The organism is Streptomyces bohaiensis (genome assembly GCF_012033785.1).
Taxonomy (GTDB): Bacteria; Actinomycetota; Actinomycetes; order Streptomycetales; family Streptomycetaceae; genus Streptomyces; species Streptomyces bohaiensis.
Genome location: NZ_JAAVJC010000102.1, coordinates 1 through 15,567, shown reverse-complemented (window position 1 = coordinate 15,567; position 15,567 = coordinate 1). Strand labels below are relative to the sequence as shown.

General features: G+C 75.0%; 8 protein-coding genes. 6 read left to right on the top strand and 2 right to left on the bottom strand.

Annotation, left to right across the window (positions count from 1 at the left end):
- The first annotated feature begins 428 nt into the window (after positions 1-428).
- The 3 genes from HCN52_RS13310 to HCN52_RS13300 all read left to right on the top strand — a co-directional run bounded on the left by HCN52_RS13310 (position 429) and on the right by HCN52_RS13300 (position 5,946).
- A complete protein-coding gene (locus tag HCN52_RS13310; protein ID WP_245175105.1) occupies positions 429-3,191 on the top strand; it encodes a sodium-translocating pyrophosphatase in 2,763 nt (920 codons plus the stop codon).
- A 345-nt stretch (positions 3,192-3,536) separates the two neighbouring features.
- Complete coding sequence (locus HCN52_RS13305; RefSeq protein ID WP_209314492.1) at positions 3,537-4,232, top strand: putative sodium/potassium/calcium exchanger; 696 nt, start codon at positions 3,537-3,539, stop codon at positions 4,230-4,232.
- A gap of 184 nt (positions 4,233-4,416) precedes the next feature.
- On the top strand, positions 4,417-5,946 hold the full coding sequence (locus HCN52_RS13300) for a DUF7059 domain-containing protein (protein WP_168088650.1): 1,530 nt from the start codon (positions 4,417-4,419) through the stop codon (positions 5,944-5,946).
- 55 nt (positions 5,947-6,001) lie between these two features.
- Here the strand turns inward: HCN52_RS13300 and HCN52_RS13295 are convergent, their stop codons facing one another.
- Positions 6,002-6,415 carry a DUF2752 domain-containing protein gene (locus HCN52_RS13295; RefSeq protein ID WP_209314491.1) on the bottom strand — a complete coding sequence of 138 codons (414 nt, stop codon included), beginning with the start codon at positions 6,413-6,415 and terminating at the stop codon, positions 6,002-6,004.
- Between the two features lie 324 nt (positions 6,416-6,739).
- Between HCN52_RS13295 and topA the strand changes: the two genes are divergently transcribed.
- The 3 genes from topA to HCN52_RS13280 all read left to right on the top strand — a co-directional run bounded on the left by topA (position 6,740) and on the right by HCN52_RS13280 (position 14,201).
- Positions 6,740-9,631, top strand: a complete 2,892-nt coding sequence (gene topA / locus HCN52_RS13290; protein ID WP_168088649.1) for a type I DNA topoisomerase — start codon at positions 6,740-6,742, stop codon at positions 9,629-9,631.
- A 316-nt stretch (positions 9,632-9,947) separates the two neighbouring features.
- Positions 9,948-13,112, top strand: a complete 3,165-nt coding sequence (gene tmk / locus HCN52_RS13285) for a dTMP kinase (protein ID WP_168088648.1) — start codon at positions 9,948-9,950, stop codon at positions 13,110-13,112.
- 333 nt (positions 13,113-13,445) lie between these two features.
- Complete coding sequence (locus HCN52_RS13280; RefSeq protein ID WP_168088647.1) at positions 13,446-14,201, top strand: right-handed parallel beta-helix repeat-containing protein; 756 nt, start codon at positions 13,446-13,448, stop codon at positions 14,199-14,201.
- 165 nt (positions 14,202-14,366) lie between these two features.
- Here the strand turns inward: HCN52_RS13280 and HCN52_RS13275 are convergent, their stop codons facing one another.
- The gene (locus HCN52_RS13275) at positions 14,367-15,221 is read right to left on the bottom strand and encodes a choice-of-anchor P domain-containing protein (protein ID WP_245175106.1); all 855 of its coding nucleotides are present in this window, start codon (positions 15,219-15,221) and stop codon (positions 14,367-14,369) included.
- Between the last annotated feature and the right edge of the window lie 346 nt (positions 15,222-15,567).

The window sequence follows — 15,567 nt, the reverse complement described above, 5'->3', positions numbered from 1 at the left end:
GGCCGAGCCCGGCCGAACCCCCGGCCGAGCCCGGCCGGGGGCCGACCCGGTCTCGGCCACGCATCACCCGGGCGGACGACCGCCGTTCCGTCACCTTCCGCACACCCCCGAGCCGCCCCGGGCCGGCACGTCGCGCCCCGACTCCCACCACCGACCGGGGTGTTGGCCTGCACGACGGCGATGGCGACGACGCCGACCGGCGCCCGGGGGCCGGTCGGTCGCCGGGCTCGCAGAAGTGACCGACGGTATTCTTTTGATCTTGTCGGGCAATCGCAGTTCTTCGCCCGGAAGGTGATCGATTCGGCCGGGCACCGAGATTTCCGGCCCGGCGGCAGAATTCCGACCTACCGACCCCCTTTGTGAATGTCCCCCGTCTCTCTACACTCCGGCCACGTCTGTTTCGGATCATCCTGCGTCAAGGAGGACGAATGGTGGGGTTCGCATCCCCTCTCCGGGAGCATCCGTACGTCACAGCGGCCGACTCGGCTGCCGAGCTCACCACGGGAAGCCGTGTCCTGGTTCTGCTGATCGGCCTGGTGGCCTTGGCGGCCCTGGGCTTCGCCGTCGTCCTGGCCCGCCAGGTCCTCGCCGCGCGCGAGGGGACCGAGGCGATGAAGAAGATTGCCTCGGCGATCCAGGAGGGCGCGAACGCCTATCTGATGCGGCAGCTGCGCACCCTGTCGGTATTCGCCGCCGCGGTGTTCGTTCTTCTGCTGATCCTTCCCGCGGACGACTGGGGTCAGCGCATCGGCAGGTCCCTGTTCTTCCTCGTCGGTGCGGCTTTCTCGGCCGCCATCGGCTACATGGGAATGTGGCTGGCGGTGCGGAGCAATGTGCGCGTGGCCGCCGCGGCTCGCGGGGCCAATCCGCCGGACGGCACTGAATTCCCGGCGTCCCACGGTGACGCGGGCGGCGGGGACCTGGGCACCGGTCCCGGTGGTCCGCCGATGGCTGTGCCCGACCCCGCAGCGGGTGACGCCGCCGACACGTCGGGTCCCGGCGCCGACCGCCCGGAGCGTACCGGTACGCCCGACCCCGCCGCACCGCCCCCGTCGCCCGGTGCCGCCGGTACCGACCACGCCGCTGCCGCCGCTCCCGACCCCGCCGCGCCGTCCCCGTCCGGCGCCGGGGCCCACGGCGCGGAGCGCCTGGGGCGGGATCCGGAAGAGGTGCGCCACGAGGCCATGCGGATCGCGTTCCGCACCGGTGGCGTCGTCGGCATGTGCACCGTGGGCCTGGGGCTGTTCGGCGCGGCGCTGGTCGTCATGGTCTACGCGGCAGGCGCCCCGAAGGTCCTGGAGGGCTTCGGTCTCGGCGCGGCACTGATCGCGATGTTCATGCGGGTGGGCGGCGGTATCTTCACCAAGGCCGCCGATGTCGGCGCTGACCTGGTGGGCAAGGTCGAGCAGGGCATCCCCGAGGACGACCCCCGCAACGCGGCCACCATCGCCGACAACGTCGGCGACAACGTGGGCGACTGCGCGGGAATGGCGTCCGACCTCTTCGAGTCCTACGCGGTGACGCTCGTCGCCGCTCTCATTCTCGGCGCGGTCGCCTTCGGTGACGCGGGGCTCACGTTCCCGCTGCTGGTGCCCGCGATCGGTGTCCTGACGGCGATGGCCGGCATCTTCGTCGTGGCGCCGCGACGCGGCGACCGCGACAGCATGACGGCGATCAACCGCGGGTTCTTCATCTCGGCCGCGATCTCTCTCGTGCTGGTGGCGATCGCCGCCTTCGTCGCGCTGCCCGGCAGCTTCGCCGAACTGCGTGGCGTGGACGACGCCGAGATCCTGGCGCACGACGCCGACCCGCGGATGTTCGCGCTGGCCTCGGTCGCCATCGGCATCGTGCTCGCGGCGCTGATCCAGCAGCTCACCGGCTACTTCACCGAGCCGTCGCGGCGCCCGGTGCGGGACATCGGGCGGTCCTCGCGGACCGGGCCGGCGACGGTGGTGCTGGCCGGGTTCTCCCTCGGCCTGGAGTCGGCCGTCTACACGGCGCTGGTCGTCGCGCTCGGCGTCTACGCGGCGTTCCTGGCGGCGGGCGGCACGGTCATGCTGGCGCTGTTCGCGGTCGCGCTGGCGGGTACCGGTCTGCTGACCACCGTCGGCGTCATCGTGGCCATGGACACCTTCGGGCCAGTGGCGGACAACGCCCAGGGGATCGCCGAGATGTCCGGGGACGTGCGGGGCGCGGGCGCCCAGGTGCTGACCGAGCTGGACGCGGTCGGGAACACCACCAAGGCGGTCACCAAGGGCATCGCCATCACCACCGCCGTCCTCGCGGCGGCGGCGCTGTTCGGCGCCTACCGCGACGCCATCGCCAACGCGGTGCAGGACACCGGTGTCAGTGTGGTGGACGCCTTCGGGGCGGCGGGGCTGAACCCGGACATCACCTACCCCAGCAGCCTGGTCGGTCTGATCATCGGCTCGGCAGTGGTGTTCCTGTTCTCCGGGCTCGCCGTCAACGCCGTCTCCCGCTCGGCCGGGTCGGTGGTCCACGAGGTCAGGCGCCAGTTCCGCGAGCATCCCGGGATCATGGACCGCTCCGAGAAACCGGAGTACGGGCGGGTCGTCGACATCTGCACCCGCGACTCGCTGCGGGAGCTCGCGACGCCGGGCCTGCTCGCGGTGATGGCACCGATCGCGGTGGGTTTCGGCCTCGGAGTCGGGCCGCTGGCCGCGTTCCTGGCGGGCGCCATCGGCACCGGCATCCTCATGGCGGTGTTCCTGGCGAACTCGGGCGGTTCCTGGGACAACGCCAAGAAACTCGTGGAGGACGGGCACCACGGCGGCAAGGGCAGCCCGGCCCACGAGGCCACCGTCATCGGCGACACCATCGGCGACCCGTTCAAGGACACCGCGGGCCCGGCGATCAACCCGCTGCTGAAGGTCATGAACCTGGTGGCACTGCTGATCGCCCCGGCCGTGGTGACGCTGAGTGTCGGGGACGGCGCCAACGGTGCGGTGCGGCTGCTCATCACGGTCCTGGCGCTCGCGGTGGTCGTCGCCGCCGTCGTGGTCTCCAAGCAGCGCGGTATCGCGGTGGGCGACCCCGGTGACGAGACGGGCGCCGGCGGCGGTGCTCCGCCCGTCGCCGCTCCCGGCGGCCCGGTCCGCACACCTGGCGACACAGCGGGTGACGACGCCCCTGACCGGGGGCGTCCCGGCGGAGCGGACGACCCGGTGTAGCTCCGCCCCTGCCCGCCGAGGGCGGGCAGGGCGGTAGCCCGGGCAGGGCAGCGGTGGAGTACGGGGCGGTGTGCCGAGGCACACCGCCCCTCCGTCTGCGGTAGGTTCCCGAACCGGGGACACGCCTTGCCCACGCGGCGGCGCCGCGGCCGGCACGGCCGCGGCACCCGCGCCACCCGGTGACTCGCGGTCACGTTCCGTGGCCGGTCGCCACGGCCGCCGCGCCGGGGTCGGCGCCCGGTCGGAGGCGGCCGTGGCGACGACGTCACGTCCCCGCGGCCGGCCCACCCGGGGCCGGTGGTCAGCGCCCCGTGGGGGCCATCGCCTGGGAAGGACCGGACAACGGTGAACAGAAGGTTCGCGACGACGGTGGCGGGCTGCGCCATGCTCGCGCTCGCGCTGACGGGCTGCGGTGAGGACAGCGGCGAGAAGACCGAGGCGTGGGCGAAGAACGTCTGCGACCAGGTGCAGCCGCAGGTGGAGCGCATCCAGGCCGCCAACCAGGCGCTGGCCGAGGCGAGCGAGGGCAGCAAGGAACCCGCCGAGGTCCAGGAGGTCTACTCCGACTCCTACGGTGAGCTGGCCGCCGCCTTCGACTCGCTGGCGAAGGCCGTCAACGACGCGGGCGACCCGCCGGTCGACGACGGTGAGGAGCTGCGGACCGACGCCGTCGAGGAGCTGAACGGACTCTCGCAGTCCTACACCAGCCTCCAGGAGGCGAGCGACGCGCTCGACACCTCCGACCGGGCCGCTTTCGCCGAGGGCCTGCGGGAGATGGTCGGCCAGCTCGACGAGCTCGGCCAGTCCGGCGACGAGGCGCTCAGCGAACTGCAGAGCGGCGACCTCGGGGACGCCATGGCCCGTCAGGAGGGCTGCCAGAGCCCGGCGCCCACCGCCCCCGAGGGCGACGACGACGCGAGCGGTACCGACGAGGCCGACGCCGAGGACGACGCCGGTTCCCCTGCGGAGGGCGACGACGCCGGGGCCGAGGAGACCGCGGACGGCACGACCGAGGAGACCGAGGCCGAGGCCGACGCCTGATCGGCACAGCGGCGCAGCGGCGCAGCGGCGCAGCGGCACAGCGGTGCTCGGCTCGTGCCCGGGGCCGGAGGCCGGGGAGCGATCCGCTCCCCGGCCTCCGCCGAGGCCCCGCCGCACGGGCACCGCTGCCGTGCCCCGCGGCGGACGGCGGGCCGCAGGGCGGTGCCCGGGCCACAATGGACCGGTGATCACCGACGACCTGCCGCACCCGGGGCCGGAGACGGACCGGCTCCGTGAGGCTCTGCTCTCCGCCACATTCACCGCCGACGGCCTGCTGGACCAGCTGGGCGGCGTCGCCTACGCGGCGCTGGCCCGCGGTGAGACCGTCCCCGCCCTCCGCGCCACGCGGGACGGAACGCCCCTCGCCACGCTGATCCGCCTCTTCCTGCTGTGCGAGGAGATGCCCGCCGACGCGCTCACCGACCTCCTGCCGGTGGCGGGGATGCGCGCCGCCGGCTGGGTGCGTCCGACGGACCCCGACGACCCCGGAGCGCCGCTGCGCGCCACCGTCGACATCCGTCCGTTCGCCGGACCGGACGGCGAGGACTGGTGGGTGGTCTCCGACGCGGGGTGCGCCATCGGCGGTGCCGCCGGGGCCGAGGGCGCGGCGCGGGACGTCGTGCTCGGTGTCGGCGGCGCCTCGGCCACCCTCACCCAGCTCGCCGTCGACGCACCGGCCGGCCGTGCCCTGGACCTGGGCACGGGCTGTGGGGTGCAGGCGCTGCATCTCGCGGCTCGCGGAGCGCGCGTGACCGTCACCGACGTCAACCCGCGCGCCCTCCACATCGCGCGACTGACACTGGAGCTCTCGGGGATGCCGGCGCCGACGGCCCGTCAGGGTTCGCTCTACGAGCCGGTTCGCGACGACGAGCGGTTCGATGTCGTGGTCAGCAACCCGCCGTTCGTCATCTCGCCGCCGGCCGACCCGGGCGCCCGGCTGACGTACCGTGACGGCGGCATGGAGGGCGACGCGCTGTGCCGCTCCCTGGTGGAAGGGGCCGCCGACCGGCTGACCGACGGCGGCTGGTGCCAGCTGCTCGCCAACTGGGAGCACATCGAGGGGGAGGACTGGCGGGAGCGCGTCGCGACCTGGGTGCCGGCCGGCTGCGACGCCTGGATCGTGCAGCGCGAGGAACAGGACGTCGCCCGCTACACCGAGCTCTGGTTGCGCGATGCGGGCGCGCACCGCGGCCCGCGCGCCGAGTACCGCGCCCGGTACTCCCACTGGCTCGACGCCTTCGCGGCGCGGGGCACCCGGGCGATCGGTTTCGGCTGGATCACCCTGCGCCGCACCGGTGCCGACCGGCCGTCCGTCGTTGCCGAGGAGTGGCCGCACGCGGTCGAGCAGCCGCTCGGCCCCGAGATCGTCCGCCACTTCGCGGCGCGCGACCGGCTGCGCGACCTCGACGACGCCGCGCTGCTGGCGGCCCGGTTCGTGCTGGCCGACGGGGTGGTGCAGGAGCAGATCGGGCTGCCCGGGGAGGAGGACCCCGAGCATGTGGTGCTGCGGCAGCGGCACGGCATGATGCGGGCCACCACCGTGGACACCGTGGGGGCCGCACTGGTCGGCAGCTGCGACGGCACCCTGCCCGCCGGGCCCATCGTCGACGCCATCGCACAGCTCCTCGGCGAGGCGCCCGGGCCGCTGCGCGAGGCCACTCCTGCCACGGTGCGTTCCCTCGTCGAACAGGGCTTCCTCCACCTCGCGGAGTGAACCGCGGTGGCGGGCCGGCCGGCCGGGGCACCGCGGCCGGCCCGCGCCGGCGGGCTCACACCACGTTGCGCGCCACCATCCACACCACGGCCACCGCCAGCACCACCAGCGCCCCGCGGTTCCCGATCCGCGGGGGCTCCCGTCGGCCCCGGACCGCCGCCACCAGCCACCGCCCGTACATCGCCAGCGCCACGGGCACTCCGAGCACCAGCAGGACGGCGTTGTCGTGGAACGCGGCGACGAGGTCGCCGTGGAGCAGGTCGTACACCATCCGTGTGCCGCCGCAGACCGGGCAGAGCAGCCCGGTCAACCAGTTGAAGGGGCACCGGGGCAGCCACTGCCCGTCCTGGTGCGGGTCGGTGGTCAGCAGGTAGAGCGAGGCGGCGGCGCCGAAGCCGAGGACCGACAGCGGCGCCACCAGCGGCGGCATCTCGCGCCCCGCCCGGCCCGAGAGCCGTGACCCACCCATCGTCCCCCCATAGCTCGCGTCCGCCCGGCGGCCCGCGCGTACCCACCGGGCCGGCTCGGTGACCGGCCCCCGTCCGGCACCGCCGAATGGCCGGTACTCCGGTGACGTCATAGTGCCAGAGCACCCACTGCGCGCCATCCGGCGGCGGAGTACGGCCTCGTCGGGTTACCGTCGAGAGGCAGCGGAGAGAGCTGTGGTGGGGTGTTTCCGCTTGACACGCAGGCGGGAGGTAGCGTCACACTCCGCACGAGTACCCCCGAACCCGGACCTTCCCGGGAGCAGCCCCCGTACGGGGCCGAGCCGACCGGAGAGAAGAGACAGACGTTGTCCCCGACCAGCGAGACCGCGAACGGCGGGCGCCGACTTGTGATCGTCGAGTCGCCTGCGAAGGCCAAGACGATCAAGGGCTATCTCGGGCCCGGGTATGTGGTCGAAGCCAGCGTGGGGCACATCCGCGACCTGCCGAGCAGCGCCGCCGAGGTGCCCGCCAAGTACAAGGGCGAGCCGTGGGCACGGCTCGGGGTCAACGTCGACGAGAGCTTCCAGCCGCTGTACGTCGTCAACAGCGACAAGAAGGACCAGGTCCGCAAGCTCAAGGACCTCCTCGCCGAATCGGACGAGCTCTACCTCGCCACCGATGAGGACCGCGAGGGCGAGGCGATCGCCTGGCACCTGCGGGAGGTCCTCAAGCCGAAGGTCCCCGTGCGGCGCATGGTCTTCCACGAGATCACCAAGGACGCGATCCGGGCCGCCGTCGCCAACCCGCGCGAGCTGAACCAGCGGCTGGTGGACGCACAGGAGACCCGCCGCATCCTCGACCGCCTCTACGGCTTCGAGGTCTCGCCGGTGCTGTGGAAGAAGGTCATGCCCCGGCTGTCCGCCGGCCGCGTCCAGTCCGTCGCCACCCGCATGGTGGTCGAGCGGGAGCGGGAGCGCATCGCGTTCCGCACCGCCGAGTACTGGGACCTGACCGGGACCTTCGCGCCCGGCGCCGGCGCGGCGGGCGAGGCCGACGGCACCGCCTTCGACGCGCGGCTGGTCTCGGTCGACGGCCGTCGTGTCGCGCAGGGCCGGGACTTCGGGGCCGACGGGCAGCTGAAGCAGCCCGACCAGGTGCAGCACCTCGACGAGGCGGCCTCCCGTGCGCTCGCCGCCGCCCTGGCGGAGACGGAGTACGCGGTCCGCTCGGTGGAGTCCCGCCCCTACCGGCGCTCCCCCTACGCCCCGTTCCGCACCACGACGCTCCAGCAGGAGGCGTCGCGGAAGCTCGGCATGGGCGCCAAGCCCACCATGCAGGTGGCGCAGCGGCTGTACGAGAACGGCTTCATCACCTATATGAGGACCGACTCCACGACCCTCTCCGACACCGCGGTGCGCGCCGCCCGGGCGCAGGTCACCCAGCTCTACGGCGCCGACTACCTGCCCGACCGGCCCCGCACCTACGCCGGCAAGGTCAAGAACGCGCAGGAGGCGCACGAGGCGATCCGCCCCTCCGGAGACCGCTTCCGCACCCCCGCCGAGACCGGGCTCACCGGCGAGCAGTTCCGGCTCTACGAGCTGATCTGGAAGCGGACCGTCGCCTCCCAGATGAAGGACGCCGTCGGCCAGTCCGTCACCGTCAAGGTCGGCGGGCGCGCCGGCGACGGTCGTGACTGCGAGTTCTCGGCGTCCGGCAAGGTCATCACCTTCCACGGCTTCCTCAAGGCGTACGTCGAGGGCTCCGACGACCCGGCCGCCGACCTCGACGACCGCGAGCGCAGGCTGCCGCAGGTCACCGAGGGCGACCCGCTGGCGGCGCGGGAGATCTCCGTGGACGGCCACGCCACCAAGCCGCCCGCCCGCTTCACCGAGGCGACGCTGGTGAAGGAGCTGGAGGAGCGCGAGATCGGGCGGCCGTCCACCTACGCCTCGATCATCGGCACCATCCTCGACCGCGGCTACGTCTTCAAGAAGGGCACGGCGCTGGTCCCGTCCTTCCTCTCCTTCGCCGTCGTCAACCTGCTGGAACTCCACTTCGGCCGGCTGGTGGACTACGGCTTCACCGCCAAGATGGAGGACGACCTCGACCGCATCGCCGCCGGCGAGGCGGAGTCGGTGCCGTGGCTGCGCCGTTTCTACTTCGGCACGGACGCGGCCGACGCCGGCGCCCGGCCCGAGGGCTCCCCGGGGGACGCCGCCGACGCGGCCTCCGACCCGGACCACCTCGGCGGGCTGAAGGCACTCGTCACCGACCTCGGCGCGATCGACGCCCGTGAGGTCTCGTCGTTCCCGGTCGGCGAGGGGATCGTGCTCCGCGTCGGCCGGTACGGACCGTATGTCGAGGCGCCGAACGAGGGCGACGACGACACCCCCGCCAAGCGCGCCGACGTCCCCGAGGACCTGCCGCCCGACGAGCTGACCCTGGAACTCGCCAAGGAGCTGCTGGCCAAGCCCAGCGGCGACACCGAGCTCGGCACCGACCCGGAGACCGGCCACGCCATCGTGGCCAAGGACGGCCGCTACGGCCCTTACGTCACCGAGGTCATCCCCGAGGTCGAGGCGGCGCGCGCCAAGGGCGGGAAGGCCGCGAAGAACGCCCCCAAGCCCCGGACCGCCTCGCTGCTCCGCTCCATGGCGCTGGACACCGTGACCCTTCAGGACGCGCTGCGGCTGCTGTCGCTGCCCCGTGTCGTGGGCACCGACCCCGAGGGGGTCGAGATCACGGCACAGAACGGCAGGTACGGGCCGTACCTGAAGAAGGGGACCGACTCCCGCTCGCTCACCGACGAGGAGCAGCTCTTCACCATCACCCTCGACGAGGCGCTGGCGATCTACGCCCAGCCGAAGCAGCGCGGGCGCGCCGCCGCCAAGCCGCCGCTGAAGGAACTCGGCACCGATCCGCAGACCGAGCGCCCCGTGGTGGTCAAGGACGGCAGGTTCGGTCCCTACGTCACCGACGGCGAGACCAACGCGACCCTGCGGCGGGACGACGACGTCGCCACCATCACCCCGGAGCGCGGCTACGAGCTCCTCGCCGAGAAGCGCGCCAAGGGACCGGCGAAGAAGACGGCCAAGAAGGCCACGGCCAAGAAGACCACCGCGAAGAAGACCGCCGCGAAGAAGACGGCGAAGGCCACGGCCACCAAGAAGACCGCCACCAAGAAGACGGCGACCAAGAAGACGGCCGCCAAGAAGACCGCGGCGAAGAAGACCGCCGCGACCAAGACCGCCGAGTAGCCGCGGCCCTCCTGCCGCGGTCCACTCGCGGACGACCGACCACCGCCCGCCCGACGACCGGTACCCACCGCCCGTCGGCGGGCGGCGGTGGCCCGTTCCCGGCCCGCACCCGCCCGGCTGCGGGCGCGGCCCCGCTCTCCGCGCGCCCCCGGACGGGGCCGCCGGGACCGGTCGGCGACCCGTCCGGCGCCCCGCCGCCCGTCCTCCGCACCGTCAACCGGCGGCCGGCCGGGCCACCCCCGCGCGGGGTGCGACGCGGCGGCCAATTGTTCGGCCGGGTACCGGCGCTGTCCGAACGGACCGTTACGCTGGCCGGATGACGCGAGCAGACCAACCGAAGGTTGTCGACCCCGCGAGCGACGCCACCGACGAGGCGCTCGCCGCGGACTCCCGGGACCGCGGACCGCGCTCCCTGCTGCGGGTTCCCGCACTGCGCCGCCTGTGGGAGGCCCAGCTCACCGGCGCCGCCGGCGACGTGCTGGCCATGCTGGTCCTGGTCCTGCTGGTGATCCCGGCCGCCTTCACCTCCGGCGCCCTCGGCGACAGCGAACGGGGCGTGCTTCTCGCCGTGGTCCTGGTGATCGCGGCCCGGGTCGCCGCGACCGGGGTGGTCGGGGCCCTCCTCCCGGGTCACGTCGGCAAGCTGCTCGCCGAGAGCGGACCGCTGGACCGCCGCTGGACCATGATCGGCGCCGACGGCGTCCGGGCGGCCCTGCTGATCGTCGCCCCGCTCTGGATCAACTGGCTCCCCGGCTCCGCCCTGGTCTATCTGCTGGTCACGGCGTTCCTGCTCGGGGTCGCCGAGCGGGTGTGGGTCATCGCCCGCGACACCGCCGCACCGGGGCTGCTGCCTCCGCCGCCGCCGGAGGGCGCCGCCGTGCGGCCGCTGCCGGCGCACGGTGAGGCGCTGCGCACGCTGTGGGTCCGCGCGAGCTTCCTCGCCGTTCCCGCCGCGGCCGCGGGCCTCGTCGCCGCCGGTCTCGTCAGCAACCTGCTGGCCACCGGGATCGACTGGTTCGAGACCCACCAGGCGGCCCTCGCGTCCTACGTCGCCGCCGGGCTGTTCGCCGCGTCCATCTCCGCGCTGTACTTCCTGAAGGTGCCCGCGACCGGAGGCGCCCGCGCCCGGTCCCCGCTGGAGGGGCTGCGCCGGCCCTCCGCCGGCAGTGTTCCGGAGAAGGGCCGTACCGGCGCGCTCTCCGCGCTGGTCGGGGTGTGCGCCGCCGTCGCCGCGGCGATCGCCGCCGCGGGCGCGGTCGCCGCGCTGCACGCCCTCTACCTCGGCGCCGGCCCCGTCTACTTCGGCCTGCTGCTGCTCGCGCTGACCGGCGGCACGGCGGTCGGCATCCGCTGGGCGCCCTCCGCGCTGCCGGCGCTGAGCCGCCGCCGGCTGCTGCCGCTGGCCGTGGTCGTCACCGGCCTCGCCCTGCTGGCCACCGGCCTGGTCTCCGACTCGGCGACGGTGCTGGCCTGCGCCCTGGCCGCGGGCGTCGCGGCGGGCGTCGCCGCCCGGACCGGCCACGTCCTCCTCGACCAGGAGGTCGAGGAGTTCCGCCGGCCCCGGCTGACGCAGCACCTCCACGCGGTGCTGCGCGTCGCCGTCGGCTCCGCCGTGGTGCTGGGCCCGCTGCTGGCCGCGCTCATCGGCTCCCACCGGGTCGAGAGCGGCGACTTCGCCGTCGACTACGGCGCCGCCGCCTTCACGCTCATGATCGTCGGCGCGGCGCTGCTGCCGGTCGGCGCGCTGCTGCTGCGTGCCACCGACGACCGGCAGGGCGTGCCGCTGCGCTCCGACCTCCGCGACGCGCTTCTCCCGCGCGAGCAGCGGGAGGCCGCGGCCGGGACCGGGTTCTTCATCGCGATCGAGGGCGGTGACGGCGCGGGCAAGTCCACCCAGGTGGAGGCGCTGGCCCGCTGGATCCGCGACAAGGGCCACGAGGTCGTGGTCACCCGCGAGCCGGGCGCCACCGCCGTCGGCCAGCGGCTGCGGTCGATCCTGCTGGACGTCGCCAACGACGGGCTCTCCCACCGGGCCGAGGCGCTGCTCTACGCGGCCGACCGCGCCGAGCACGTCGAGTCCGTGGTGCGCCCGGCGCTGGCCCGCGGCGCCGTCGTCATCTCCGACCGCTACGTCGACTCCTCGGTCGCCTACCAGGGAGTGGGACGGGACCTCTCGGCCACCGAGATCGCCCGCATCTCCCGCTGGGCGACCGGCGGGTTGGTGCCGCAGCTGACCCTTCTGCTGGACATCTCCCCGGAGACCGCCCGGGAGCGGTTCACCGAGGCGCCGGACCGCATGGAGCAGCAGTCCTCCGAGTTCCACCAGCGCGTCCGCGCCGGTTTCCTCTCGCTGGCCGCCGCCGACCCGGGGCGCTACCTCGTCATCGACGCCGGCCAGGACGCCGAGTCCGTCACCACCACCGCCCGGCACCGTCTCGACCAGGTGCTGCCGCTCTCCGAGGCCGAGATCGAGGCCCGCGAGGAGGCTCGCCGCAAGGCCGAGGAGGAGGCTCGCCGCAAGGCGGAGGAGGAGCGCAAGCGCCGCGAGGAAGAGGAGCGGCTGGCCGCCGAGCGCCGCGCGGAGGAGGAGCGCCTGGAGCGTGAGCGCCGCGAGGAGGAGGCCCGGCGCGAGCGCGAGCGGCAGGAGGAGCTCGCCCGGCAGCGCGCCGCCGAGGAGGCGCGGCTCAAGGCCGAGGAGGAGGCTCGCCGCAAGGCCGAGGAGGAGCGCCAGGCGGAGGAGGCCCGGCAGCGTGCCGAGGAGGCACGCAAGCGCGCCGAGGAGGAGCGGCTGCGCCGCGAGGCCGAGGAGCGGGCCCGCCAGGAGGAGCAGGCGCGGCTCAAGGCCCGTGCCGAGGAGGAGGCACGGCTGCGCGCCGAGGCCGAGGAGCGCCGCCGTGAGAAGCAGCGCAAGGCCGAGGAGGCGCTGCTCCGCGCCGAGGCCGCCCGCAAGGCGGCGGCGGCCGAGGCCGAGCGCAAGGAGCGGCAGGAGCGCGAGGAGGCCGAGCACCGCGAGCGCGAGCAGGCCGCGCGCCGTCGCGCCGAGGAGGAGTCCGCCCGGCGCGCCCGCGAGGAGGAGCGCCGCCGCGCGGAGGACGACACCACCGCGATCCCGGTAATCGGCTCCGACGGCACGCCGCGCGGTGCGGCCGCCGATGACGAGACGGCGGTGCTGCCGGCCGTCGGCCGCGACGAACCGCAGGGGTCGAACGACGAGACGGCGGTGCTGCCCGCAGTGGGTCGTGACCAGCCGCGTGGTGCCGACGCCGACGAGACGGCGGTGCTGCCGGCGATCGGCCGCGACGAACCGCACGGACCGAACGACGAGACGGCGCAGCTCCCGCAGCTCGACGAGGGTGCCGCGCGCCGCGGCCGCCCCTCCTGGGCCGAGGAGACCCCGCTGGACGACGTGCCGACGCTCGCCGACGAGTTGCTGGGTCCGCACGACGAGGACGAGGACCGGGGCGGCAAGCGCCGTCGCTGATCCCCGTTCCCGTCGGCGGCCCGCCGCCGTGCACCGCCCGGTCCCCGCGAGGGGCCGGGCGGTCGGCGTTCCGGCCCCGGGTCATGCCCCGACGGCGGACGGCTCCCGCAGCGTCGACAGTGCCCGCCGTGGCGGGGCCGTCCGGGTGACAACGCGATCGCCTGCGGGGCGCACCGTTCCTGAGCAGACCATCCGACGATAGACCTGACGTCCATGTGGCATCGCAGTCGTCCGTCCCGCAGCACCGCGCACCCGGCCGCCGGCCCGCTCCGCCCCGCAGCCGACAGCCCTCCGCCGCGCTCCGTCGTGCGTTTCCCCCGGCCGGCGGCGGCGGTGGCCGCGTCCGGACTGGTCGGTGCGCTGCTGGCGCTGCTCGCGGGCTGCGGGGCGCTGAGCCCCCGGACGGACGACGCCCGCCCCGGGCCACCGGGGCAGCGCGCGGTGATCACCGTCCCCGGGGACGCGCCGACCATCCAGCGCGCCGTCGACGCCGCGGTCCCCGGCGACCTGGTGCTGGTCGGGCCCGGCCTGTACCGGGAGAGCGTGGTGGTGACGACGCCGCGCATCGTGGTGCGCGGCGCCGACCGCAACCGGGTCGTCATCGACGGCGAGGGCGAGCGCGCGACCGGCGTCACGGTCACGGCGCCCGAGGTGGCCGTGGAGAACCTGACGGTCCGCGGCCACCGGGCGCGGGGTGTGGCCTTCCGCGGCACCCCGGAGCGGCCGCTCGCCGGGTACCGCGTCTCGTACCTGACGGCGCACGACAACGGCGAGCACGGCCTCTCGGCCCGCCATGCGCGCCGCGGCACGGTGGAGCACGCCCTGTTCGCCGGGTTCTCCGGGGCCGGTGTCCACATCGAGCACTGCCACGCCTGCCGCACGGTGGTCCGGGAGTCGGTGGTCTCCACCGGCGGTGAGCCGGTGGTGCTCGTCGCGGCCGACGGGGTGGCGGTGGAGTCCGCCGCCACCCCGGAGCCGGCGCCGGTCGATCTCGGGCTCACCGGGCAGCCGGTGCTGCCGGGCGATCCGTCGGCGGCGCCGCGGCCGGCTGTCACCGCGCCGATGCTTTCGGACGGTGCTCCCGCCTGAGGCGGCGAAGCCCGGCGTCCGGCACGGGGCCACCCCGCGCGACGTCTCGCGCCGCGGCGGCGGTCCGGCGGTGGTCCGGCAGCGGTCAGGCCGCGGTTCGGGCGCGGGGCGGCCGGGCAGCCGGTGCGCGGTGGACCGTGGCCGCCCGGCCGGTGACGTGCCCGCTCAGGAACGGGTCGCCGTGCGCTCCAGTGCGAACGCCTCGTGCAGCCGCAGGTCGTCACCGGCCATCACCCGGAACGGTCCCGCGCAGCGCTCGTCCCGCTCCTGGGGGAGCCGGTAGCCGGAGGGCGCGTCGACCACACAGAGCATCGAGGAGCTCGGTGCGACGTCCTCGATGGTGCAGCCCTCGCGGGTGGTCACGCACGCTCCCGTCACGCGGTCCTGGGCGTCGGTGAGCTCCAGTACGACGCCCGGGACGTCCGCGCCGCGGCCGGCTTCGACCGCCCGGGCGTGCACGGTCGCGGTCGTCCGGGCGGTGCCGTCCGCCTCCTCGTGCCCGGCGGCTTCCTCGCGGGGTGCGTCCGCGCCGGTCCCGGCGTGCGCCCCCGGCAGGCATCGCACGGTGCCGACGACGAGCCGGGAGGGGTTCTCACCGGTCAGCTCGACGCGGAGCGCGGTCACGGTGAGGGAACCGTCGGCCGCGTGCACCTGCTCGTTGAGCACGACGCGGCCCAGCCCCGAGGGCAGTTCGATCTCGGTGTTGGGCTCGGGCGCGTTGCTCAACCGCAGCGCGGGGAGCCAGCCGGGGAGGAGGCGGGCGTCCACCAGGGTCGCGGTGCCGTCGGTGGTGCCGTCGGCACGGGCGGTGCAGCGGGCGTCGACGGCTCCGTGCTCGACGGTCGCGGAACCCAGGTCCATCCGCAGCGATCCGGCGCCCGCGGCGGCGTCGACCGCGCCCGTGCGGTCCTCCCGGGTCTCGGCGTAGAGGACGGTCGCCCAGCCGACGCCCTCGACGGCGAGCCGCGGCGTGTTCTGCTCCGCGGGGCCGTCGGCCAGGGCGGCGCGTGCTTCCGTCAGCCGGGTCGCGGGGGTCTCGCTGACGAGGGTGAGCCCCTCACCCGCGGCGTCGGCACCCGCGGAGGTCGCCGACAGCCGCTCGGAGGCCGGGAGCGGCCGCAGCGAGGGCGGCGGGACCGGGGCCGGCGCACCGGGCAGCGTCGCGGCGGGCTGGTCGGCGGGCTGGTCGACGGCGTGGTCGGCGGGCGGCTCCGCGGGGGGAGCGTCCGCGGCCGGTACGCCCGTGTCGGCGGCGGTGTCGGCCTCCGTCGCGGCGCACGAGCACCTCGGCGACAGCGGCGACCGAGGGGGTGCGGAGCGCGAGCAGCCGGCAGCGCGACCGGATCGTCGGCAGCACGTCCTCCAC

Excerpts from the sequence above, each read along its gene's own strand:
- HCN52_RS13295 (WP_209314491.1), bottom strand. The coding sequence starts at position 6,415 with ATGGGTGGGTCACGGCTCTCGGGCCGGGCGGGGCGCGAGATGCCGCCG.
- HCN52_RS13310 (WP_245175105.1), top strand. The coding sequence starts at position 429 with ATGGTGGGGTTCGCATCCCCTCTCCGGGAGCATCCGTACGTCACAGCG.
- tmk (WP_168088648.1), top strand. The coding sequence starts at position 9,948 with ATGACGCGAGCAGACCAACCGAAGGTTGTCGACCCCGCGAGCGACGCC.